The organism is Mesorhizobium sp. B2-7-2 (assembly GCF_006440775.1).
GTDB lineage: Bacteria > Pseudomonadota > Alphaproteobacteria > Rhizobiales > Rhizobiaceae > Mesorhizobium.
In genome coordinates, this window is record NZ_VFTZ01000006.1 from 113,411 (window position 1) to 137,338 (window position 23,928).

Genomic DNA, 23,928 nt, shown 5'->3' on the forward strand with positions numbered 1-23,928 from the left:
ACATGAGCAAAGTAGCAATCGTCACTGGCGGAACGCGCGGCATTGGTGCTGCGATATCGGTCGCCTTGAAGACCGCCGGCTATTCGGTCGCGGCGAACTATGCCGGCAATGACGAGGCGGCCCAGAAATTCAAGGCCGAGACAGGTATCCCGGTCTACAAATGGTCCGTCGCCGACTACGAGGCCTGCGCCGCAGGAATCAAGCAGGTCGAGGCCGATCTCGGTCCGGTCTCCGTGCTGGTCAACAATGCCGGCATCACCCGCGATGCCATGTTCCACAAGATGACGCCCACGCAGTGGAAGGAAGTGATCGACACCAACCTGTCCGGCGTCTTCAACATGACGCATCCTCTGTGGAGCGGCATGCGCGACCGCAAGTTCGGTCGCATCATCACCATTTCCTCGATCAACGGCCAGAAAGGCCAGATGGGCCAGGTCAACTATTCGGCCTCGAAAGCCGGCGACATCGGCTTCACCAAGGCGCTGGCTCAAGAGGGTGCTCGCGCGGGCATCACCGTCAATGTCGTCTGCCCCGGCTACATCGCTACCGACATGGTCATGGCCGTGCCGGAAAAAGTACGGGAGTCGATCATCGCTCAGATCCCGGTCGGCCGCCTCGGCGAGCCGGAAGAGATCGCGCGCTGCGTCGCCTTCCTGGCTTCCGATGAGGCCGGCTTCATCACCGGCTCGACCATCACCGCCAATGGCGGCCAGTATTTCGCCTGATCGCCTGACACCGTTTGTCGCCAGGCGGCTCCGGCACCGGAGCCGCCTTTTTTGTCCCGGCGCATGCCGGCGCGACACCTTGCCTCAATTCGGCACGCAAAAGTTAACAGCCGCAGCCACGCTCTGTGGATAACCCCTGCGACAAGCTGTGAATCCTCGGTGGGCAAGCTGTGGATAACACCATATCTATGGGTGAACAAACCGGGAAAGTCGCCGGATCGCTGATTCGTCGCCGATTCGTTCTGGCTTTGACCGGAAAGTTAACGCGAAACGACGCAAACGTCGCCGAACTCGTTAAAAGTGATTAAGAAAAGTCAACAATTTCATAATCTTGAAGTCTGCCCTCAGGTCGAGCGTGACCCTTGTTCGGCAAAGGTTAACGACGACCCGGGTCCGGTCGAGGCCAAGCAGGAATCGGGCCAGTTCAGCGATTCAGCATGTGGTGAGACTCATCGTCAAAAAATCCACATATAGCCGTGAACAAAACCTGAATCAGAACGAGTCACCGATTCGTCGCTGATTCGTTCCAGACTCGTTCCAGCTGTTAACAACAGCCGATTTTGGCTGCCCCCTCCGGCGTAGCCAGTTCGCGAACGAACATTCCGCTTTCGCTTCACGCCCGAAGTCCCTATGTGTCGCCTGTCACACGCGGCGGCAGCGCCGTGCTTCAGACTACGAGCGGCAGAAACCTTATTTCCGAGCCGATGAACATCCAGCCGAAACACTCCCAGCCGCTGATCCTTTCGGGCCGCGACGTGACGGCCGTGCTGGGCCCGACCAACACCGGCAAGACCCATCTCGCCATCGAGCGCATGGTCGCGCATGAGACCGGTGTCATCGGCCTGCCGCTGAGGCTGCTTGCCCGCGAGGTCTATGCGCGCGTCTGCGAGAAGGTCGGCGCCCACAAGGTGGCGCTGATCACCGGCGAGGAGAAGATCGTGCCCGCCGGCGCAAGATATTCGGTTTGCACCGTCGAGGCGATGCCGCGCGAGACCGACGCCGCCTTCGTCGCCATCGACGAGGTGCAGCTCGCCGGCGATCTCGAGCGCGGCCATATCTTTACCGATCGCATCCTGCATCTGCGCGGCCGCCAGGAGACGCTGCTGCTGGGCGCGGCCACCATGCATGGCATCCTGCAGCGGCTGTTGAAGGGCGTCTCGGTGGTGACGCGGCCGCGGCTGTCGCACCTTGCCTATGCCGGCTCGAAGAAGCTTACCCGGTTGCCGCGGCGCACGGCGATCGTCGCCTTCTCGGCCGACGAGGTCTATGCGATCGCCGAGCTGATCCGCCGTCAGCAGGGCGGCGCTGCCGTCGTGCTCGGCGCTCTTTCCCCGCGCACCCGAAACGCTCAGGTGGAGATCTTCCAGTCCGGCGATGTCGACTATCTCGTCGCCACCGACGCCATCGGCATGGGCCTGAACCTTGACCTCGATCACGTCGCCTTCGCTCAGAACCGTAAGTTCGACGGCTATCAATACCGCAACTTGACCGCCGCCGAGCTTGGCCAGATCGCCGGCCGCGCCGGCCGGCACCTGCGCGACGGAACGTTCGGCGTCACCGGCCAGGTCGACCCGTTCGACGAGGAACTGGTCGCCAAGATCGAGGGACACGATTTCGATCCGGTGAAGGTGCTGCAGTGGCGCACCGCCGATTTCGACTTTTCCAGCCTCGATGCGCTGAAGCGCTCGATCGAGGCCAATGCGCCGGTCGAAGGCCTGACCCGCGCGTTGCCGGCCGTCGACGCGCAGGCGCTGGAACAGCTGTCGCGCGACGGCGACATCCGCGCTTTGGCCACCGGCAAGGAGCGCGTGGCGCTGCTTTGGGAAGCCTGCGCGCTCCCCGACTATCGCAAGATCGCGCCGGCACAGCATGCCGATCTTATCGCCTCGATCTATATGGACCTTGCACGTCACGGCCATGTCGATGAGAATTACATGGCCGAGCAGGTGCGGCGCGCCGACACGACGGAAGGCGATATCGACACGCTGTCGCACCGGATCGCGCAGATCCGCACCTGGACTTTCGTCTCCAACCGCCCCGGCTGGCTGGCCGATCAGCTACACTGGCAGGAAAAGACGCGCGAAATCGAAGACAGATTGTCGGATGCGCTGCATGAGCGGTTGACGAAACGCTTCGTAGACCGCAGGACTTCCGTCCTCATGCGGCGCCTTAGAGAAAATACCATGCCTGAAGCCGAAATCAGCCCGTCCGGAACCGTCCTCGTCGAAGGCCATCATGTCGGCGAGTTGCAAGGGTTCCGCTTCACCGCCGACCAGAGCGCCGGCGGCGAGGACGCCAAGGCGGTGCGCACCGCCGCCCAGAAGGCGCTCGCGGCCGAGTTCGAGGCGCGCGCCGAGCGCTTTGCCGCCTGCGCCAATGGCGACCTGGCTTTGGGCTCGGACGGCGTCCTGCGCTGGATCGGCGCGCCGATCGGCACGCTGGTCGCCGCCGACGAGGCGCTGAAGCCGCGCCTGGTCCTGCTTGCCGACGAGCAGCTGACCGGCCCCGCCCGCGACAAGGTCGCGGCGCGCGCCGAGCGTTTCGTCAATTTCCAGATCGAAACGCTTTTGAAGCCGCTGGTCGACCTGAAGAATGCCGACCAGCTCGCCGGCATCGCGCGCGGCATCGCCTTCCAGCTGGTCGAGCATTTCGGCCTGATCAATCGCCGCGACATCGCGGAGGAGATGAAGTCGCTCGACCAGGAAGGCCGCGCAGCGCTTCGCCGCCTCGGCGTCCGCTTCGGCGCCTATCATGTCTTCGTGCCGGCGCTGATCAAGCCGGCGCCGGCTGGCCTGGTGACGTTGCTGTGGGCGCTGAAGAACGACGGCAAGGACAAGCCAGGCTTCGGCGATGTGGTGCATGCGCTGGCCTCCGGCCGCACCTCCGTGGTCATCGACCCGGCCTTCGACAAGACCTTCTACAAGCTCGCCGGCTACCGCAATCTCGGCCGCCGCGCCGTGCGCGTCGATATCCTCGAGCGGCTTGCCGACCTCATCCGCCCGGCAACCAACTGGAAGCCCGGCCTTGGCCAGCGTCCGGACGGCGCCTATGACGGCCACGCCTTCATGGTGACGCCGCCGATGATGTCGATCCTCGGCGCCACGGCCGACGACATGGAAGAGATTCTCAAGGGTCTCGGTTACCGTTCCGAGGCAAAACCGGCGGCCGAGGTGAAGGCGAAGCTCGACGCGCTGGACGACGCCGCCCGCGAAGCGGCCGCGGCCAAGCTCGCCGCGGATAATGCCGCGTGCGCCGCGCGGGAGGAGGCACAAGCTGCGGCAACTGATACGGTCGCGGACGCAACGGTCGAGAGCTCGGAGCCGGCTGCCGCCGAAGCTCCGGCCGAAGCCGTCGCGGAAGTGGCAGTGGAACCTGCCACGGCAGAGCCGGCAGAAGCTCCGGCCGAGGTTACCGAAGAGGCCGCAGCGGTGGACATTACGGCAGCGCCCGAGTCGGCCGAAAGCGCCGACGTCCTTACCTCGCCCTCGATGGGAGAGGTCGCGGCGCCAAGCGACGCCGGTGACGGTGATAATGCCGACGATACGGAGAACACCAGTACCGCTGGCGCTCCCCCCGCCGCGGCAGTACGTGCCGAGCCCCCCTACGTGGGGGAGGATAGTGCCGGCGGCGAGGCGCCAGCCGAAGCCGAGGAACCAAAACCTGTGCTCCTGTGGCGCCAGGCGCGTTTCGACCATCAGCGTCCGCGCCATCGCCACGACAACCGTCGCGACAATCGCCTGCGCGGCACCCAGCCCGCAGGCGAGGCAGGCGCCGCAAGCGGTCAGCCCGGCGATCGGCCCGCCCAGGAAGGCCGCCGCGAGCAGCGCGAAGGCGCCGGCAAGCCGCGCTTCGACCGCTCGAAGTTCAAGCCGAGGCCCGAGACGGGCGACCGGCGTGAGGGCGCTGAACGGCGTGAAGGCAAGCCGCAAGGCGAACGCCGCGAAGGCCGGCCGGACTGGAAGGGCGGCAGGCAGGACGGCAAGGGCAACGCCCCGGGCGGCAAGCCAGCCTTCCAGGGCAAGCCGCGCGAGGAACGTCCGCAGCGCTTCGATCCGGATTCGCCCTTCGCCAAGCTCGCCGCCTTGCGCGACCAGCTGAAGAAATAGGTTCGAGCATGATCCCGAACCGAAGGACCGCGTTAGCGAAAAGTGGGACCCGGTTTTCGGGCGAGATCATGCTCCATCAAAGAGCCAGCATGATCCCGAACCGAAGGACCGCGTCAGCGAAAAGTGGGAACCGGTTTTCGGATAATATCATGCCCCAACAAAGCTAGCCGCGATGGTTGGAGAAGGCCGCCAGCGCATCGACAAATGGCTGTTCTTCTCACGCGCGGTGAAGTCGCGGTCCTTGGCGGCGAAGGTCGTCGTCGCGGGACGCGTCCGCATCAATCGCGACAAAGCAGCGCAGGCGTCGGATCTGATCAGGCCCGGCGACGTGCTCACCATCACGCTCGAGCGTCGTATCCTCGTCTGGAAGGTGCTGAACTGTGGCGCCAGGCGCGGCCCGGCCGACGAGGCGCGGCTGCTTTACGAGGATCTGTCGCCGGCGCCGACACCCAAAGGCGAGGCGGTTCCGGACGCCGTTCCAGCCTTGCGCGAGGCCGGCAGCGGCCGCCCGACCAAACGCGAGCGGCGGCAGACCGACCGGCTGCTCGGCGACGACTGAGATATAGCCGGGCCGCGGCACGGCTGCAGCAATTCCAGGAAAACTGCGCAACGGTTAGGCTGGACGACTTCGCCGAAGCTTTGCGGCTGGAATTCCATTCCGCGACACCGGCTCCGCCGGCAATCCCTGCCCTTGCATGCGGCGGGCAAAGGCGTTACCTCAGCCGAAAAGCCCAGCAAAATGGGACGTTCCGGAGCCTGCAATGACCTATGTCGTGACCGACAATTGCATCAAATGCAAATATATGGACTGCATCGAGGTCTGTCCGGTCGACTGTTTCTACGAGGGCGAGAACATGCTCGTCATCCATCCTGACGAGTGCATCGACTGCGGCGTCTGCGAGCCCGAATGCCCGGCCGACGCGATCAAGCCGGACACCGAGGGCGGCCTCGACAAATGGTTGCAGATCAATTCCGAATACGCCGAGAAGTGGCCCAATATCACCGCCAAGAAGGAGCCGCCGGCGGACGCCAAGACCTTCGACGGCGAGACCGGCAAGTTCGAGAAATATTTCTCGGCGGAGCCCGGCGAAGGCGATTGATATAGCGGCCGGGAACACCGGCATGACGCGGCGTAACCGGACCGATACAATTGCCGTCTTGACGGGCAGCGCTGCAGCTTGGCGTTAGCGAATGCAGCAAAACCTTGATTCTTCCGACTTTTTGTGTTACATCAACGAAACATGCCGGTGACACAACGTCGATTTATGGCGCTAACGCCCCAAATCACTGAAAGGTGAGCTTCTCGATCCGGACCAGAGCGATCTGGGGCAGGCGGTCGCATTCGTGCGATATGCCGGCCCTTGGCTTTCCGGTGGTTCATCCTGTTGCGCGGCTAACGGTCGGCTTTGCCGACCTCGTGGGTTCGAGCCGGCATGATGCCGGCTGCACAACTAAGGAGTTCAGGGCGTAATGGCAACGATCACCCCGCAGAAGAAGTCCAACGCGGCTCGCCACGGGTTCAAGACCGGCGAATTCATCGTCTATCCGGCGCATGGCGTCGGCCAGATCGTGGCGATCGACGAGCAGGAAGTTGCGGGTCACAAGCTGGAACTGTTCGTCATCGATTTTCAGAAGGATAAGATGCGGCTGAAGGTGCCGGTCGCCAAGGCGACCTCGATCGGCATGCGCAAGCTGTCGGAAGAGGATTATGTCGACCGCGCGCTGAAAGTCGTGCAAGGCCGCGCCCGCATCAAGCGCACCATGTGGTCGCGCCGCGCCCAGGAATATGACGCCAAGATCAACTCGGGCGACCTGATCTCGATCTCGGAAGTTGTGCGCGACCTCTACCGCGCCGACAACCAGCCGGAGCAGTCCTACTCCGAGCGCCAGCTCTATGAGGCCGCGCTCGACCGCATGGCCCGCGAGATCGCCGCTGTGAACCGCATGTCTGAGACCGAGGCGGTGCGCCTCATCGAGGTTAACCTCAACAAGGGTCCGAAGCGCGGCGCCAAGGCCGACAACGAGGAAGCCGAGCAGGAAGAAGCTGCCTGAGCTTGTCCGCTTTTGAGTTTACGAAGAACCCGGCCTTGCGCCGGGTTTTTTGTCTCCGGCGGCTTGCGAGGCATTAAAATACCTTTTCAGCATCCCCATTCCGCGCCGTCATCCTCGGGCTTGTCCCGAGGACCTGCCGTCTCATGAAACAGGATCGCCGTCAGTCCTGGTAACTCGGCAGATTCTCGGGACAAGCCCGAGAATGACGGCGGCGCGGATTGCGTTATCGGATGGCGCTTCGAGCTGACTTCCCCATGAGGGAGGTAACAACTCACCCGCCGCCTTCCTTCTGCGCCTCTTCCTGCCGCAGTGAAGCGATGAAGCGCTTGGTTCGCGCGCGCTCCGGATTGTCGAACACGACCGAAGCCGGGCCTTTCTCGACGATGACGCCGGCGTCCAGGAACACCACCTCCTGCGCGATCTTCGAGGCGAGCCTGAGATCATGCGTCGCCATCACCATGGTCGTGCCTTCGCGGGCAAGCTGTCCGAGCACGTCGACCACCTCCTGCGCCAGTTCCGGATCGAGCGCAGAGGTAGGCTCGTCGCAGAGCAGCACGCGCGGCGACGGCGCCAGCGCCCGGGCGATCGCCACGCGCTGCTGCTGACCGCCCGACAGCGTCGCCGGCCAGGCGTCGGCCTTTTCCGCCATGCCCACCTTTTCGAGCAGCGCCATCGCCCGCTCGCGCGCCCTTGGCTCAGGCCATTTCAGCACGGTCACCAGCCCTTCCATGACATTCTCGATCGCTGTGCGATGCGGGAAGAGCTGGAAATTCTGAAACACCATGCCGGTCTGCAGGCGGATGCGCTGGATATCCTTGGCCGGCACCTTGCCGCCCGGATGGAACGCAAGCGTCTCGTCGCCGATGCGCAAGGAACCGGACGTCGGGATTTCCAGCAGGTTGATGCAGCGCAAGAGCGTGCTTTTGCCGCCGCCGGAAGGGCCGACCAGCGCAGTCACGCTTCCCTCGTCGAGGGTGACGGTCGCGCCCTTCAGCACCAGATTGTCGCCGAAGCGCTTTTCGATGTTGCTGAGGCCGATCATGCGTTGGCCTCCAGGAACCCGCCATAGCGGTTGAGCCGCACTTCCAGCCGCGCCTGCAGCGCCGACAGAACCGAGCTCAACGCAAGATAGAGCGCGGCCGCCTCGACATAGAGGATAAGCGGCTCATAGGTGGTCGCGACGATGCGCTGCGCGGCCTGGAACATCTCGGGCACCGTGATCGCCGCCGCCAGCGAGGTGTCCTTGACCAGCGAGATGAAAGTGTTGGAAAGCGGCGGCACGGCAACGCGGCCCGCCTGCGGCAGAATGGTGCGCCGCATCGCCTGGCTCCAGGTCATGCCGATCGAATAGGAAGCTTCCCACTGCCCCTTCGGAACCGAGCCGATGACGGCCCGGATGATCTCAGACGTATAGGCGCCGATATTGAGCGTGAAGCCGATCAGCGCGGCGGGAAAGGCATCCAGCAGAATGCCGACCGACGGCAGGCCGTAGAAGATCAGGAACAACTGCACGAGCAGCGGCGTGCCGCGAAAGATCCAGACATAGAAGCGCACCAGCGCGACCAGCGGCTTCGGGCCGAACAGACGGATCAGCGCCGTCACCAGTCCGGCGATGAGCCCAAGCGCGAAGGACAATAGCGTCAGCGGCACGGTGAAGATCAGCGCCGCCCACAACAGCGTCGGCAACGATTCCAGCATCAATTGCAGCCAGTGCGGCACGAAGCGCTTCTCCCTTCCAGATACGGCGGCGCGTCCCCCGTATGGACCGACTATCATGCAAAAACCGGCGAGCCGTCAAAGACGACCCCGATGAATGTCGTGCAAAAACAGCGGGCCGTCGAAGACGGCCCGCCGGTATCCGAGCAAGGGGACGATTGCCTTACTTCGAAACGTCCTGGCCGAAATACTTGTCGGCGATCTTCTGGTAGGTGCCGTCGGCCTTGATGTCGGCCAGCGCCTTGTTGATGGCCGCGACCAGCTCCGGATCGCTCTTGCGCACGATGACGCCGGAATAATCGGCATTCTCTTCCTGCGCCGCGATCTTCACATTGGCGTCCGGCTTGTGCTTCTTGAAATCGAGGAAGGACAGGCTGTCATTGATCGTGGCGTCGGCGCGGCCGGTGAGCAGAAGCTGGATCGACTGGTCGAACCCGTCGGTGCCGACGAGCTCGGCGCCGTTCTTCTCGGCGAGCTTGCCGAAATTGGAGGTCAGCGACTGCGCCGACTTCTTGCCCTTGAGATCGGCGAAGGTCTTGATGTCGGTGTTGTCGCCACGCACGATCAGCACCGCTTTCGAGGCGATGTAGGGATCGGAGAAATCATACTTGGCCTTGCGGGCATCCGTGATGCCGACCTCGTTGATGACGGCGTCGTAGCGGTTGGCGTCGAGGCCGGCGATCAGGCCGTCCCACTTGCCTTCGAGGAATTGAACCTTGACGCCGAGCTTGTCGCCGATGGCCTTGGCGATCTCGACGTCGAAGCCGACCAGCGCGTTGGACTCATCGTGATAGGTAAAGGGCGCATAGGTGCCTTCAGTGCCTACCTTGAGCACCCCGGCCTGCTTGATCTGGTCGAGATTGGCGCCGGCATAGCTGGCGGTGATCGCCAGAACCTGCAGCGTTCCAGCGATAAGAAGCGGTTTGAGCCATTTCATTTTTCTGTGATCCCGTTTTGACCGGTGTCCCGGCGCGACTGTGCGAGCCGGAAACTGGCAGATAGAAGGCTGCAAAATAAGGAACCAGATTTCAAAAATCGGCTCTGCCAGAAATCTGATTCTCTAAACCGCCGGGAATCCGCCAAGAGGCTTCCCGGCAGATAACAGAATGTTTCCGCCGGCACCATCTGCCCCCTCGGGCGGCGGAACCATCCATGCGCCTGACACGTTGCATGGCTGTTGTAGGGCGCGGTGGCGTCTTTTCAACCGCCATACGCGCAATCGTCGCAAAAGGAGCCGGCATGATCGAGGACGCGGCAGGACGGACATTGGTCCGGGCGGCAATGAAGGCTCCGTATCTCGAGCGCGACGAGGAGCATGTCCTTGCGCTTCGTTGGAAGGAAGAGAACGACCAGCACGCGCTGCACAGAATCACTGTCGCCCATATGCGCCTTGTGATCTCCATGGCCTCGAAATTCCGCCATTACGGCCTGCCGCTCGGCGATCTCATTCAGGAGGGCCATGTCGGCCTGCTCGAGGCGGCCGCCCGTTTCGAACCCGCGCGCGAAGTACGCTTCTCGACCTATGCCACCTGGTGGATCCGCGCCTCGATGCAGGACTACATCCTGCGCAACTGGTCGATCGTGCGCGGCGGTACCAGTTCCGCGCAGAAGGCGCTGTTCTTCAATCTCAGGCGTCTGCGCGCGCGCCTCGCCAACGGCGCCGAGCCTCTCTCCAATGCCTCGCTCTACCGCGAGGTCTCGGCGGCGCTGGGCGTGCCGGAGGCCGACGTGGCGATGATGGATTCGCGCCTGTCTTCCCCCGACAGCTCGCTCAACGCGCCTTTGGCCGACGAGAACGGCGCCGCCGAGCGGATGGATTTCCTGGTCTCCGAAGACCCGCTTCCCGACGAAATCGTCGGCGAGAGGATCGACGTCCAGCGCCGCGCTATCTGGCTGCGGAGCGCGCTCGGCGCGCTCAACGCCCGGGAGCTTCGCATCATCGAGGAACGCAGGCTGAGCGATGACGGCGCCACGCTGGAATCGCTTGGCGAACAGCTCGGCATCTCCAAGGAGCGCGTCCGCCAGATCGAGGCGCGCGCCATGGAAAAGCTGAAGCTGGCGCTGGTGAAGCAAAACCCTGAATTCCTGGCGGAAGCCGCCTAAAGTTAGTCCGGGCCAAACTCAAAGTCATCGGGGCGATTTTTCCTCGGTGATAACTAGTTCCCCGACACAGGGATTTTGAAAGGTTGCCGTTGGTGCAAGATTTTCCATTCATTTCCGTGCAATCAGCGCAAACGCCGGGGACTGGTTGAAGCCGCCCCAACGTCGTCATTCTATGGCGGAGCAAGGAGCGAAGCGACGCGCGCAGACCATAGAATCCATTCCGTGACTTGGAAGCGCCGCCACAGTGCAGAATTCTGCTCCGTTGCACGCCTTGGCGAAAGTAACGGAATGGATTCCAGGGTCTCCGCGACGGAGCTTCGCTCCTGCTCCGCCCTGGAATGACGACCGCGATGGGCGTTTCGGCCAATCTCCAACTCGTGCCACCTGCCAACGCAAACAGAGCCGACCGGTCAAAATCCCTGTGCAGTGCTACTAGGATTGTGAGCTCTTTAACAGACTGTTGCGCCGCAATCGGCTTTCTGACTCCTCCAGATCACACCACATGGGGGATTTGCCATGCTGCGATGCTGCGCGCTGATTGTAGCCTTGATCCTCGTGGGTCTCACGACATTCCAAGCGCATGCCGATCGAAGGGTGGCCCTCGTGATCGGCAATTCTCAATACCGCGAAATCCCGACGCTCAAGAACCCGGACAAGGACGCGGAAAACGTATCGAGGACATTCCGGCTGGCCGGCTTCGAGGTGTTCGCCGCCAAGGACCTGACCAAGCTCCAGTTCGAAGAGCGGTTCCGTAACTATCTGGCGGCGGCGGACGGCGCCGATCTGGCGGTCGTCTACTATTCGGGGCACGGCTTCCAGATCGGCGGAGAGAACTTCCTGATCCCCGTCGACGCGTCGCTGAAAGATGCGGCCGACATGGAGGTCCAGGCCATCAAGGTCGACGACATATTGCGGCAGCTGCGCTCGAGATCGAAGGTCCAGATGATCATCCTCGACGCCTGTCGCAACGATCCTTTCCCGCGCAAGGACTATTGGTTGCGCGACCAGTTGATCGTCAGCGGCGGCAGCGGCCTTGCGCAGGTGACAGGCTCGCAGAACACGCTGATTGCCTTTGCCACCGAGCCGGGGGCGGTCGCCTATGACGGGTCCGGCGACCTCAGCCCGTTTTCGTCGTCCTTCTCCCGCCGTGCGCTGGCGCCGGACCAGGAGATACGGTCGGTCATGGCGGCCGTCCGCCGCGACGTGGTCAAGGCCACCAACGGCAAGCAGGTTCCGTGGGAGAACTCCTCGCTGATCGACGACGTCGTGCTGATGCGCGGGGCGGAGCAACCCACGCCGCCGCCGTTGGACGCCGAGCAGGGCCAGCAGACGGCGGAACGCGGAATCCAGGTCGCCGATGCCGCCGAGGCGATTGGAAGTCGCGACATCCGCGTCCCGCTCGGCGTCGGTCCGGTTCCGCTGAAATTGGATTTTCCGGCCAAGGATGCCGGGGTCAATCTCAAGCTTGCGAGCTACCCGGCGACCGGAACGCTGTCCCTGCCGGATCGCGTGCTTTCGCCGCAATCGAGCCTGACGGCCGCCGAGCTCGACAAACTGCGCTACGAGCCGCAGATCGGTTCGGTCGCGCCCATCGAAGTCGGCTTCGATATCCGCGCGGGCAACGCGGCCAAGCAGGCGACGATGAAGCTATCGCCGGACGTCGACGCTTGCGACCGGGCAGCCGGCGCGCCGCTCGACTTGCAAGGCGTCGTCCAGGGCCTCACGCCGAATGAGATCGGCGGCGGGGCGGTGGAAGCCTGCGAGGCGGCGGTGAAAACCTATCCCGGCATTGCCCGCTTCCATTACGAGCTCGGGCGGGCGCTTCTGGCGGCCGGCAAGGTCGACGAGGCCAGGAAGGCCATTCAGGATGCGGCCGACAAGGGATATGTGCGGGCCGTCTTCGAACTTGGCTACATCGCCTCGTCCGGAATGGGGACCGCTGTCGATGCCACGAAGGCGAATGGCCTCTATTCGCAGGCGGCCGGCAAGGGAGACCCCTACGCCATGGCCGCGTGGGGACGCGCTTTGTTCAATGGGCTCGACATTCAGCGCGATACCGGCAAGGGACTGGACTTGCTGCTCCAGGCAGCGGCGATGGGGCATGTCGATGCCATGAAGGAGCTTGCGGTGATCTTCAAGGAAGGCCGCAACGGCGTGCCCGCCGACCCGGCGCGCGCGCTGGCTTTCCTGAAGGCAGGCATGGAGCGGCAAGACGTGTACGCGATGGGCATCCTGGGCCTTCCCGCGCGTAGCACCCCCGTGGTCATGGCGTGCAAGGCCCCAAAGGTCATCACGAAGATAAAGGTGGTTCGCGTGCCCGTGCCGAAACCGAAGACCATCACGCTGACAGATCCGGGAAAACCTGAGGTCAAGCCGGAGCCAACGGAAGCCGGGAGAGCATCCTGGAGTGGCAGCGACCATCCCGGCGGCGCTGCTCGCACCGGCGGTGGCAGTACCGGCAATGGCGAAGGTGACGGCGGCGACACCGGTAGCGGCAGTACCGGCGATGGCCAAGGCGACGGTGGCGACACCGGTAGCGACGGCTTGTAGGGACGACGGTTCCCCGCTTGGCGATCGTTCAAATAGCCGACGGCGCCTGGTTGGTCTGAACTCGTGAGCCCCTACCTGTCGGTGACGATCTTGACCTTGTCGCCCGACGACACAGTCGCGCCCGGCGACATGGCGTTGAGCACGCGAAACAGATCGAGCTTGCGATCGACGCCGACCATCTGCGCGGCGAGCGAGCCCATGGTCTGGCCGGCCTGGACGGTGACGACCCTGATATGCAGCGGCTTCAGCGCCGCCTTCTCGGCCGGGCTCAGCACGCGGAACGAACCGCTGACCGAGCGCGCCACCGGGTCCAGCGAAGTGCTGGCTGAGGGCGCGGCCGTCAGCAGCCTGTAGACCTGCCCGCCGGCCCGGATCACCGCGATATCGAACTGCCAGCCTTGCGCGCTGGCATGCGCCGTCGCCGCATCGTTGCCGTTGATCGTGTCCTGGCGCACGCTGGCATCTTCCAGCCCCGCGACCCAGCCGCTGCGAATGTAATCGGTGAGCGAGACGGACTTGTCGATCGCCACGCCGTCGAAGCGGATGGCGATGTCGCCCGGCCCGGTCGCGGTCACGGCAGCCGCCGAGTTGTCGATGACGAAGCCGTCCGGCACGGTGAACGAGACGCCGAGATTGGGATGCATGAAGGTCTGGCCGCGCACATAGCCTTCTTCCGGTGTGTCGCCGTAAAGCAGACCATCTATGCCGGCCAGAAATGCGTCGCGGTCGCGCGTGCCGACGCCGGGCGGGCCGAAATTGCGCGCAAGGCGCTGCGCCAATTCGATACGCTGCGGCGTGTTCGGGTGCGTCGCCAGGAAGTCGAGGCTGGCGTCGGTGGCTCCGCTCACCGAGCGGAAGTCGGTATAGGCCGACATCGACTGCAGGAAGCGGCCTGCCGCATAGGGATCATAGCCCGCCTCGCCGATCGACTTGATGCCGATCGCGTCGGCCTGCAGTTCCTGGTTGCGCGAGAATTGCGCGAGCCTGAGCTTGCCGCGGATGAGTGCCGCCTTGGCGGTCGGGCTGTCGCCGAGCACATCGGAAACCACCTTGGTCGCCAGGCCCTCCTCCGCCTCGAGCTGCTGCCGCTGCAGGCCGTGATTCGCGGTGACGTGGCCCATCTCATGCGCGATGACGGCGGCAAGCTCGGAGGAATCATTGGCCAGCGCCAGCAGGCCCCGTGTCACATAGAGATAGCCGCCCGGCAGCGCGAAGGCATTGACGTTGGGCGAGTTGAGGATGGTGATGCGATAGGTCTGGGTCGGGTTGGCCGACACCACCGTCAGATTGCCGACGACCTTGGCCACCATGCGTTCGAGCTTTGGGTCGGAATATTCGCCGCCATAGGTGGCCAGGATGCGCGGGTGCTGCGCCTTCGCCATCTCTGCGAGCTTGGCGTTGGCCACGACATTGTCGACGGTGATCGGCTTGTCCGAAGGTTGGAAGCCGCTCTCCTGCACGTCCGGCGGCGTGAACATCTGGCAGCTCGCCAGCACGGCGACGCTCACCAGCGCGAGAAATCGTGCCAGCGGCTTCATCCACACCTTCTCAGCGCCGCTCGACAGGTCGGCTTCCTTCCAAATCTTTCGGCAAATCACGGTCCAGCCGGACCAGCATGGCCGGACCTAGCCATACTCCCCCGGACAAGGCAAGCAAACGCCGGATCGCCCATTGCCGGTTTGGCCATAAATTATGTCCGCTTCCGGGCAACATGTTGTGATCCGGCAACGGTGTCGCCTCGATCGCCGATATAGCGTCTGAACGCATCCGGTCCAGACCGATCGAAGAAATCCTCGGCGGGCCCGGCTGCCGCGATCGTGCCTTCGTCGAGAAATGCCACGTCCTGTCCGATGCGGCGCGCATCTTCCGGCTGATGCGTGACGAACAACACCGTCATTTCGCGCTCGGCATGGATGCCGGCCACAAGGTCCAGCATATCGTCGCGCAGCGCCGGGCCGAGCGACGCGAAAGGTTCGTCGAGCAGCAAAACGGGCCTGTCGCGCAGCAGCACCCGCGCCAGCGCCACGCGCTGCCGCTCGCCGCCGGAAAGCTCGCGCGGCAGCCGCTTTTCCTTGCCGGCAAGACCAACCCGCGCCAGCGCCTCGGCGACCTCGGCGCGATCGGCGTCGCCGAGTTTCAGCGACGGCGAGCGGCCGAGCCCGACATTGGCTTCGACGGAAAGATGCGCAAACAAATTGTTTTCCTGGAACACCATCGACACCGGCCGCGCCGAGGGCGGCGTGTTTCCGAGATCGACGCCGCCGATCAGGACCTTGCCCGCATCGGGCGCTTCGAAGCCGGCTATCAGATTGAGCAGCGTCGACTTGCCGGAGCCGCTCGGCCCCATGATGGCCGCGATCCTGCCGGCCGCGAAATCGGCGTCGAAGCGGAAGGAGGATTCGCCATAGCTGAACGAGACGCCATCCAGCGCGACGGCGAGGCCCTTTTGCGCGGCGGTGCCGTCGATGGTCGTCGTCATGACTTTCCTTCCCGCCCCAGCCAGTCGGCGGCGACCACCAGCATCAGGCAGACGAGGCCGAGCAGCAAGGCAAGTCCCGCGGCGTCGGCTGTCCGGTAGCTGCTCATGCGCGCCAAAAGCAGATAGGGCAAGGTCTGCACGGAATCGCTGCCGAACAGCGCGATCACGCCGAGATCGCCGAGCGACAGCGCCATGGCGAAGGCGAAGCCGGTCGCCAAGGGCCGCCTCAGCGACGGCCAGTCGATCAGGCTGAGCCGGTTCCAGCCGGATATGCCGAGCGCGAGGCAAAGCCGCTCGTGGCGCTCGCTGGCCGCGTCATAGGCCGGGCGAACGGCGCGGATGGCGAAGGGCATCGCCATCACTGCGTTGACGGCGACGACCATGACCGGCGCGATGGCAAAGACATCGGTGACGTGGCGCAGCGCCAGGAACCAGCCGGCGCCAAGCACGATCGGCGGCACGACAAGCACGAAGCCGGCGCCGGTGTCGGCGGCATGTTCGAGCAGGCCCATGGCCCCGCCTGCCCGGCGCCGCAAGGCCAGCGCGCGCCGTGCCGCGATCAGCGCCAGCGACAGCGTCACGCTGAGCAGCGCCGCAAGCAGGGCAAGGCCGGCGCTGGTGAGGGTGGCGCGGCGCACCGCCGCTTCACCGGCCAACCGTCCGAGATCCGCCCCCAGACCTGAAAGCACGGTCGCCAGCATCGGTCCGGCGACGAACAGCAGGGCAAGCATGATGAGGCCGGCATTCAGCGCGCTTTCGATTCGGCCCGCCGAAAGGTAGCGGCGCGGCGCCACCGGCAGATTGGCATCACCGACCGTGTTGGCGCCGAGCCGCGTGAGTGCTGCGACCACGACGAAGGTGAGCGCGATCTGCAGGAGCGTCAGTGTTACGGTCCGTGCAGGATCGAAATCGAAGCGCAGCGCCTGGTAGATGGCCACTTCCAGCGTCGTCGCGGCCGGACCGCCGCCGAGCGTCAGCACGATGGTGAAGGAGGTGATGCAAAGCATGAAGACCAGCCCGGCAATCCCCGGCAGGGCCGCGCGCAGCACCGGCCATTCGATCAGCCGGAAGGCCGGCCAGGCGCCCATGCCGAGCTGGCTCGCCAGCCGCCACTGGTCGGCGGGAACGGTGCCCAGCGCCTCGAGGAACAGGCGCGTCGCCAAGGGCAGGTTGAAGAAGACATGAGCGACAAGGATGCCGGAGAGGCCGTAGATCCCCGGCCAATCCGCACCGCCAAGTCCGGCGAAGACGCCGGCAAAATATCCGGCCCGACCGTAGAGCGCCAGGATGCCGAGCGCGGCGACGATCGCCGGCAAGGCCAGCGGCACGGTGAACAATTGCAGGATCAGGCGGCGTCCCGGGAAACTTGGGTGCCTCGACAAAGCGCGCGCCACGAGCAGCGCCGGCGCGACCGACAGCAGCGTCGAGAGCGCCGCCTGCCACAGCGTGAAGCGGGCGACGCGCAGGAGATAATTGTCGAAGGCGACGGCAGCGCCGGAGAGATCGTGCGCGCCTTCGACGGCGAGGCCGGCGAAGGCACCGCCGATGAGGATGGCGATGGCCGCCAGCGCGACGACGCCGGCGGTGACGCGGGAGTCACGCGCAGGGTGCACGCTGCACATACAGGATTCGAGTTAACGCATGCCGCGTTCCTTCGCGCCCCCCTCTGTCCTGCCGGACATCTCCCCCTCTAGGGGGGAGATTGGCAGCTTTGGCGCCGCGCTCGATCCTGCAACGTCGGAGATTGGCGAAGGTCGGCGTGACAGCCAATCTCCCCCCTTGAGGGGGAGATGTCCGGCAGGACAGAGAGGGGGGCCTTGGCGCAAGCATCGCAGCCCTACTTGCTCATCACCGCCAGCCACTCATCCACCCACGCCTTGCGGTTGGCGGCGACCTCCTGCGGGCTGAACAGCAAGGTCTTGGTCGGCTTCACCAGTTTGTCGAAGGCCGGGTTGAGCGGCTTGTCGGTCTTGCCGGCGGGGAACATCCAGTTGGTTTCCGGAATGACATCCTGGAATTTCGGTCCCGTCATGAAGGCGATGAACTTTTGCGCCAGCAGGTTCTTCGCGCCCGTCTTGGTGATGCCGGCAACCTCGATCTGCAGGTACTCGCCCTCCTCGAACGAGGCCGCCTGGTAGCGCTCGGTGTTCTCGGCCACCATGTGGTAGGCCGGCGAGGTGGTGTAGGACAGCACCATCGGCGCCTCGCCCTTGGTGAACAGGCCATAGGCTTCGCTCCAGCCCGGAGTCACCGTCAGGACCTTGGTCTTGAGCTTTGCCCAGGCCTTCGGCGCCTTGTCGCCATAGACCGACTTCACCCACAAAAGCAGCCCGAGGCCGGGCGTCGAGGTGCGCGGATCCTGAATGACTATCTTGTCCGTGCCGCCACCCTCGACCAGCTCCTTCAGGCTCTTCGGCGGGACTTTAAGCTTCTGCGTGTCATAGACGACGGCGAAATAGCCGTAGTCGAAAGGCACGAAAGTGTCGTCGCTCCAGCCGCCAGGCACGTCGATGCCGGAGACTTCGCCATGCGGTGCGAACAGTCCGCTCGCCTTGGCGTCGGCGGTGAGATTGGTGTCGAGGCCGAGCACGATGTCGGCCTTGGTGCCGGCGCCTTCGAGCTTGACGCGGTTGAGGAGCGCAACGCCGTCGGCCACCGAGACGAATTCGAGATCGCAGCCGCATTCGGCCTCGAATTCCTTCTTCACCGCCGGGCCGGGACCCCAATCGGCGGTAAAGCTTTCATAGGTATAGACGGTGAGCTTGTCCTTCGCGGCGGCAGGCGCGACGCCCGCCAGAAGCGAAACAAAGCCGGTTGCAAGAATGAGATGGGACAGCATTGCGCGCATATCGGCGCCTCCTTCGTTCGAGTGACAAGGAATTGAGGCGCCGGATCGTCCGAAACGTCTAATCCCTCCGCCGGTACAAACCGGATCAGGTTCAGCGGGTTGGCTTGATCGCCTCTCAGCCGGATCACGTCCGGCACCCCGTTAGAGCGTTTCGACAGATAGGCCCGGCCGAAGCAGCGCGCAAGCGGAAGTTTGCCGGGCAGCTAATGTTCGCCGGCAGGCTGGCAGCCGAAGCGCGCGGCATCCCGCTTCCGTTTCGCCCGACGGGCTGATAAGGGCGACGGCCATGGGCACATTCACCATCCTGCTTGGCGGCGAGCTTATCCGCACGCCCCGGCTCGAACGCCAGATCGAAGGCTCGCGCGTCATCGCCGCCGATGCCGGCATCGGCCATGCCCGCATGCTCGGCCTGATGCCGGAGCTCTGGGTTGGCGATTTCGACTCGGTGCCGACCAACCTGCCGGATGATCTCGCCGCCGTGGCGCGAAAAGTCTTCCCGGCCGAGAAAGACATGACCGATGGCGAGCTCGCCATAGCGGAAGCGCTTCAGCGAGGCGCCACCAGCCTCGTGTTGGCCGGTGCCTTTGGCGGCAAGCGCGCCGATCATGCCTTCCTGCATCTGGCGATGGCCATGCGGCTGGCCGAGGCTGGCACGACCGTGCTGCTGACCAGCGGCGCGCAGGAAGGCGTTCCCATCCTGCGCGGCAAGGCCAGCTTCGACTATGACGACGGCACCTTGTTTTCGGTGCTCGGCCTTTCCGACCTGTCCGGCCTGACGGTCACCGGCGCCAAATGGCCGCTCGACCGCGTGGAGGTGGCGTTCGGTTCCTCGCTCACTATATCAAACGAGGTCAAAGGGCAGCTTGGCATCGCGCTGGAGCGCGGCCGGGCGCTGCTTCTGGCCCACCCCTATCCTCTTCCAGAAAGTTGACATGGCGCCGCCACTTCTCAACCTCGACGGCATTAGACTGACCTTCGGCGGCACCCCGCTGCTCGACGGCGCGGCGCTCAGCGCATCCGCCGGCGAGAAGATCGCGCTGGTCGGACGCAACGGCTCGGGCAAGTCGACGCTGCTCAAGATCGCCGCCGGGATGATCGAGCCGCAGGACGGCGAGGTGTTCCGCCAGCCTTCGGCCACGGTCCGCTATCTGCCGCAGATGCCGGACATGGACGGCTTCGCCGACGTGCGCGCCTATGTCGAGGCGGGCCTTGGCCCGGCCGACGATCCGCATCGCGCCACCTATCTGATGGAACATCTTGGCCTGACCGGCGAGGAGCGGCCGAACGACCTGTCCGGCGGCGAGGCGCGCCGCGCCGCCCTTGCCCGCGTCATGGCGCCGGAACCCGACATCCTGCTCCTCGACGAGCCGACCAACCATCTCGACCTTTCGGTGATTGAATGGCTGGAAGAAGAACTCGCCCGCACCTCCTCCGCGGTGATCCTGATCTCGCACGACCGCCGCTTTCTCGAGCGCGTCACGCGCGCCACCGTCTGGCTGGACCGCGGCCAGACGCGGCGGCTGGACAAGGGCTTTGCGCATTTCGAGGAATGGCGCGACCAGGTGCTGGAAGAGGAAGAGCGCGACCAGCACAAGCTCGGCCGCCAGATCGTGCGCGAGGAACATTGGCTGCGCTATGGCGTGACCGCCAGGCGCAAGCGCAACATGCGCCGCCTCGGCGAGTTGCAAACCATGCGCCAGCGCTTCCGCAGCCATCGCGGAGCAGAGGGCACCGCGACGATGGTGGCCAGCGACGCCGCCGAATCCGGCAAGCTGGTGATCGAGGCCAGGAACATCGACAAGAGCTTTGGCGATCTCACCGTGGTCAAGGGGTTCTCGACCCGCATCCAGCGCGGCGACCGCGTCGGCCTGGTCGGCCCGAACGGTGCCGGCAAGACGACATTGTTGAAGATGCTGACCGGCGAGCTGGCACCGGACGCCGGCACCGTGCGGCTCGGCGTCAATCTCGAGATTGCGACGCTCGATCAGAAGCGCGAGGCCGTTGATCCGCAGGAGACGCTGGCGCATTACCTCACCGACGGACGCGGCGAGAACCTTGTCGTCAATGGCGAGCAGCGTCATGTCGTCTCCTACATGAAGGATTTCCTGTTCAAGCCGGAGCAGGCCCGCACGCCGGTGCGCGAGCTTTCCGGCGGCGAACGCGCGCGGCTGCTTTTGGCCCGCGTGCTGGCCCGGCCGGCGAACCTTCTGGTGCTCGACGAGCCGACCAACGATCTCGACATGGAGACGCTAGAGCTGCTGCAGGAGCTTGTCGCGGGCTTTGCCGGAACCGTGATCCTGGTCAGCCACGACCGCGATTTTCTCGACCGCACCGTCACCAGCGTGATCGCGCCGGACGGCGGCGGCCGCTGGATCGAATATGCCGGCGGCTATTCCGACATGCTGGCGCAGCGCGGCGGCTCCAGGCTGGCAGACCGCAAGGCAAGGTCCAAGACCGAGGCGAGCGAGGTTGGGTCGAAAGCCGAACCGGCGGCACCCAAAGGCCCCGCGAAAAAGCTCTCGTTCAAGCAGAAATTCGCACTGGATTTGCTGCCTAAGAAGATCGAAGCGGTGACGGCCTCGATCTCGCGGCTGGAGAACAACATCGCCGACCCGTCCTTCTACGAGCGCGATCCCGCCTCGTTCCAGAAGACTATCGCCGCGCTCGACAAGGAGCGCACGACGCTTGCCGCACTCGAGGAAGAGTGGCTGGAACTGGAGATGCTGCGCGAAGAGATGGAGGGGTGAAGGGCGGTCGCACCTTGCCACAATAGGGGGATGCGCATACTATCTACGCATGTTGCGGAGGTCATCATGCGCAAGATAGCCGCAAATGCGGTCCGTCAGCCTGCAAATCTATCGATCGATTCCCGGCTCATGAAGGAAGCAAAAGGTCTCAATGTGAATGTGTCCCGCGCCGCTGAGGCCGGGATTGCCGAAGCGGTCGCTGCCGAAAAAACACGACTTTGGAAGCTTGAGAACCGCGCCACCATGGATGCGTGGAACGACTATGTCGAAAAGCACGGCATTCCACTCAAGGAACATCGGCAGTTCTGATGGCGCGCTATGACGTCTTCGCTGCTGGCGGCACCGAAGGCGTCTACCTTCTCGACGTCCAATCCGACCTGCTGGACAATTTCAAGACACGGGTCGTTGTCCCGCTTCTGCCGATCGCGACAGCTCCGTCCCCGATGCGCAAGCTTCATCCGATCTTCGAGATCAACGGGCGCAAGCTGGTGATGGCTACCCAATTGATCGCCACGGTTTCAACGACCGAGCTCGGCGAAAGCAGGCTGAACCTGACGCGGCATCACGACGAGATCGTCGCCGCTCTCGACATGCTGTTTCAGGGCTTCTAGCTAGAGCAATTCCAGGAAAAGTGTGAGCGGTTTTCCGTCCGGAATTGCATAAAAAACAAAGAGATAGGGCGGTTCGTCGTTTCCGTGAAACGGTGAAACGCACTGAGCGGCGGCTTAAAACCGCCGCTGCCGTCAGCCCGACGTCTTCGCCGCCCAGGCCTTCAGCGCCTCGTCAAACACCTTCTCGCCGGGGATGCCCTTTTCCATGGTGAGCAGGGCGCGGCGTCCGGTCTTGTAGACCACCGGCACGTCGATCCAGGCCTGGCCTCTCAGCAGCGTCAGGTTGGCGTCCTCGTCGGCCTTGGTGTCGTTGAGCGCGACGAGGAAGAAGCCGTCGGCGATCTTGGCCGGGATGCCGATCAGCGGGCTGCCGGCGTCCTGCTCGGAGCTCTTCATGGCGATGCGCAGGATGTTGTCGACGCCGCCGCCATCGAACCCTTCCGGCGTCAGGAAGATCATCTCGATGATGTGGCTGGCGGGCAGCGTCTGGTCGGTGTTGCGCCGGATCGTCATGCGCAGCTGGATATTCTTGCCCGGGATCGTCGCCTCGGCGCGGATCGCCGGTTCCGGCGGCAGGTCGCCGCCGGGCGATTCCTGCACAAGCGACCACACGATGCTGCCTGGCTCGGCCGTGCCCTGCTGCGTGCTGGTGCGCTCCTCATAGAAGATCGCCTTCTGCCCGACTGGCACCGTTGCCTCGGCAGTCGCCGGCGCGGGCGCAGCCGGTGTCGTGCCCGCGGGCGGCGTTGTCGCTGCCGCAGGTGGCGTGGCGCCGGCCACGGGCGGCGTTGCCGCGTTAGCCGCCGGCGGCGTGGTTCCGGCTGCGGGCGGCGTTGGACTGGCAGCATCGGTCGCCGGCGCTCCGGCGGCAGGCGTCTCAGGCGTCGGCGTGGCCGGAGCAGGCGTGGCCGACGCTGGCGGGGTCGTCGCCGGCGGCCGCGAGGTCAGCGCCGCGACGGATTCGCCTTCGCCGATCGTGGCCTGTCCGCCGGCCGGGCCGGGATCGGTCTCCTTGCCCTCGGGCGTCAGGCGTTGCGTGAACTTGTTGGTGTCGGCCGCCTCGCCGGCGCCGGACGCAGCCGGCGCGGCCGCCGTCTCCGTCGCCGGCTTGGCCGGAGCCGGCTTGACCAGCGGCTCTGTCGAGGCCGTCTTGCTGCCACCGCCGCCAAGGCCGAAGAGCGAGCCGAACGCATTCTTGTTCAGCCATATGCCGTAGCCGCCGCCGGCCAGCACCAGCAGCGCGATGACGGCGGCGATCAAGCCGCCATAGCTGCGCTTGCGCTGTCGCGGCTGTGGCCGCAGGCGCTGGAAGGTATCGGCCGCCGGCTGCTCGTCATTGGCAAAGACATCGCTGCCGTCGTCGGCATCGTCCATGCCCGCCAGGCCTACATCGTCTTCGCGCGGCGACGGCATCGGCGGCGGCGCCTTCTGCCAGGCTGGTTCCGCCTTTGGCGCGGTCTGCCAGTTCGGCTCCGTCCTTGCCGTGTTCTGCCAGGCTGGCTCGTCCTTCGCAGGAGTTTGCCGCGCGGGTTCCGCCTTCGGCACGCTTTGCCAGCTTGGTTCGGTCCTGGCGGGGGCGGGCGACGGCCTGAACGGCTCGGACTTGAACGGATCCGGCTTGGCGGGCTCAGGCGCCGCCGGCTGGCGGGAATGGCTCGGCTGGTTCTTGTTGCGGTCGATGGAGGAGAAAATATGCTCCAGCTCCGCCAGCGGATCCTCGGCCGGAACGCGTTTGACATACTCGCGCTCGACACTGGAAATGGCGTCTTCCAGCGAGCGCTTCTGCTTGCTGACGACATCGGGCGCAAGCGGCGGGGAATACTCGGCCAGTTTCTTTGCCAGCACCGCGCGGGCGCCGTCGTATATCTGCTTGCGCATCTCGAACGAAGGGTCGGCCTTCTTGTCGAGCTGCTTTTTCAGAACACTAACGAAATCTGCCATGCGTCAGGTGACCTGCATTCTTTCCCGCCGGCCGCAAATCAGCCATAGCG

At 64.7% G+C, this 23,928-nt stretch carries 19 protein-coding genes and 1 riboswitch; of the genes, 11 read left to right on the forward strand and 8 right to left on the reverse strand.

The window, feature by feature from the left end; translation table 11 throughout:
- The first annotated feature begins 2 nt into the window (after positions 1-2).
- The 5 genes from FJ425_RS10535 to FJ425_RS10555 all read left to right on the forward strand — a co-directional run bounded on the left by FJ425_RS10535 (position 3) and on the right by FJ425_RS10555 (position 6,883).
- Positions 3-725, forward strand: a complete 723-nt coding sequence (locus tag FJ425_RS10535; protein WP_140723231.1) for a beta-ketoacyl-ACP reductase — start codon at positions 3-5, stop codon at positions 723-725.
- 704 nt (positions 726-1,429) lie between these two features.
- Complete coding sequence (locus FJ425_RS10540) at positions 1,430-4,831, forward strand: helicase-related protein (RefSeq protein WP_140723462.1); 3,402 nt, start codon at positions 1,430-1,432, stop codon at positions 4,829-4,831.
- Between the two features lie 172 nt (positions 4,832-5,003).
- A complete protein-coding gene (locus tag FJ425_RS10545; RefSeq protein WP_140723234.1) occupies positions 5,004-5,390 on the forward strand; it encodes an RNA-binding S4 domain-containing protein in 387 nt (128 codons plus the stop codon).
- Between the two features lie 202 nt (positions 5,391-5,592).
- Positions 5,593-5,931 (forward strand): ferredoxin FdxA, encoded by a 339-nt coding sequence (gene fdxA / locus FJ425_RS10550; protein WP_095767304.1) that lies wholly within the window; start codon positions 5,593-5,595, stop codon positions 5,929-5,931.
- A 370-nt stretch (positions 5,932-6,301) separates the two neighbouring features.
- Positions 6,302-6,883, forward strand: coding sequence for a CarD family transcriptional regulator (locus tag FJ425_RS10555; RefSeq protein ID WP_040991750.1), 582 nt, complete (start codon positions 6,302-6,304; stop codon positions 6,881-6,883).
- Positions 6,884-7,154: 271 nt separating this feature from the next.
- Here the strand turns inward: FJ425_RS10555 and FJ425_RS10560 are convergent, their stop codons facing one another.
- From FJ425_RS10560 to FJ425_RS10570, 3 genes are all read right to left on the reverse strand, one after another.
- Positions 7,155-7,925, reverse strand: a complete 771-nt coding sequence (locus FJ425_RS10560) for an amino acid ABC transporter ATP-binding protein (protein WP_140723237.1) — start codon at positions 7,923-7,925, stop codon at positions 7,155-7,157.
- Positions 7,922-8,602, reverse strand: coding sequence for an ABC transporter permease subunit (locus tag FJ425_RS10565; RefSeq protein ID WP_027166691.1), 681 nt, complete (start codon positions 8,600-8,602; stop codon positions 7,922-7,924). The genes FJ425_RS10560 and FJ425_RS10565 overlap by 4 nt, the downstream gene beginning before the upstream one ends.
- Before the next feature lie 160 nt (positions 8,603-8,762).
- Positions 8,763-9,536 (reverse strand): amino acid ABC transporter substrate-binding protein, encoded by a 774-nt coding sequence (locus tag FJ425_RS10570; protein WP_140723240.1) that lies wholly within the window; start codon positions 9,534-9,536, stop codon positions 8,763-8,765.
- A gap of 302 nt (positions 9,537-9,838) precedes the next feature.
- Here FJ425_RS10570 and FJ425_RS10575 point away from each other — a divergent pair, with 302 nt between their 5' ends.
- Positions 9,839-10,702, forward strand: coding sequence for an RNA polymerase factor sigma-32 (locus FJ425_RS10575; RefSeq protein ID WP_095767541.1), 864 nt, complete (start codon positions 9,839-9,841; stop codon positions 10,700-10,702).
- Between the two features lie 516 nt (positions 10,703-11,218).
- Positions 11,219-13,252 carry a caspase family protein gene (locus tag FJ425_RS10580; RefSeq protein WP_281407502.1) on the forward strand — a complete coding sequence of 678 codons (2,034 nt, stop codon included), beginning with the start codon at positions 11,219-11,221 and terminating at the stop codon, positions 13,250-13,252.
- 71 nt (positions 13,253-13,323) lie between these two features.
- Here FJ425_RS10580 and FJ425_RS10585 read toward each other — a convergent pair whose 3' ends face one another.
- The 4 genes from FJ425_RS10585 to thiB form a co-directional block, all read right to left on the reverse strand.
- Entirely contained in the window at positions 13,324-14,790 is a 1,467-nt protein-coding gene (locus FJ425_RS10585) for a M48 family metalloprotease (RefSeq protein WP_140723242.1), read from the reverse strand.
- Positions 14,791-14,942: 152 nt separating this feature from the next.
- On the reverse strand, positions 14,943-15,731 hold the full coding sequence (gene thiQ, locus FJ425_RS10590) for a thiamine ABC transporter ATP-binding protein (protein ID WP_140723245.1): 789 nt from the start codon (positions 15,729-15,731) through the stop codon (positions 14,943-14,945).
- Positions 15,728-17,353 carry a thiamine/thiamine pyrophosphate ABC transporter permease gene (gene thiP / locus FJ425_RS10595; RefSeq protein WP_140723248.1) on the reverse strand — a complete coding sequence of 542 codons (1,626 nt, stop codon included), beginning with the start codon at positions 17,351-17,353 and terminating at the stop codon, positions 15,728-15,730. Before thiP ends, thiQ begins: the two co-directional genes overlap by 4 nt.
- Before the next feature lie 215 nt (positions 17,354-17,568).
- Positions 17,569-18,579 (reverse strand): thiamine ABC transporter substrate binding subunit, encoded by a 1,011-nt coding sequence (gene thiB / locus FJ425_RS10605; RefSeq protein ID WP_140634447.1) that lies wholly within the window; start codon positions 18,577-18,579, stop codon positions 17,569-17,571.
- A 45-nt stretch (positions 18,580-18,624) separates the two neighbouring features.
- A riboswitch (TPP riboswitch) is annotated at positions 18,625-18,730 on the reverse strand.
- A 135-nt stretch (positions 18,731-18,865) separates the two neighbouring features.
- Between thiB and FJ425_RS10610 the strand changes: the two genes are divergently transcribed.
- From FJ425_RS10610 to FJ425_RS10625, 4 genes are all read left to right on the forward strand, one after another.
- Positions 18,866-19,510: a thiamine diphosphokinase gene (locus FJ425_RS10610; protein WP_140634445.1), complete on the forward strand. Its 645-nt coding sequence runs from the start codon at positions 18,866-18,868 to the stop codon at positions 19,508-19,510.
- A 1-nt stretch (position 19,511) separates the two neighbouring features.
- Complete coding sequence (locus FJ425_RS10615; RefSeq protein ID WP_140634443.1) at positions 19,512-21,326, forward strand: ABC-F family ATP-binding cassette domain-containing protein; 1,815 nt, start codon at positions 19,512-19,514, stop codon at positions 21,324-21,326.
- A gap of 66 nt (positions 21,327-21,392) precedes the next feature.
- Positions 21,393-21,635, forward strand: coding sequence for a type II toxin-antitoxin system CcdA family antitoxin (locus FJ425_RS10620; RefSeq protein WP_140547068.1), 243 nt, complete (start codon positions 21,393-21,395; stop codon positions 21,633-21,635).
- Entirely contained in the window at positions 21,635-21,937 is a 303-nt protein-coding gene (locus tag FJ425_RS10625) for a CcdB family protein (RefSeq protein ID WP_140693350.1), read from the forward strand. The genes FJ425_RS10620 and FJ425_RS10625 overlap by 1 nt, the downstream gene beginning before the upstream one ends.
- A 132-nt stretch (positions 21,938-22,069) precedes the next feature.
- On the opposite strand, the gene FJ425_RS10630 is transcribed toward FJ425_RS10625, so the two are convergent.
- The gene (locus FJ425_RS10630) at positions 22,070-23,878 is read right to left on the reverse strand and encodes a hypothetical protein (protein WP_140723251.1); all 1,809 of its coding nucleotides are present in this window, start codon (positions 23,876-23,878) and stop codon (positions 22,070-22,072) included.
- Between the last annotated feature and the right edge of the window lie 50 nt (positions 23,879-23,928).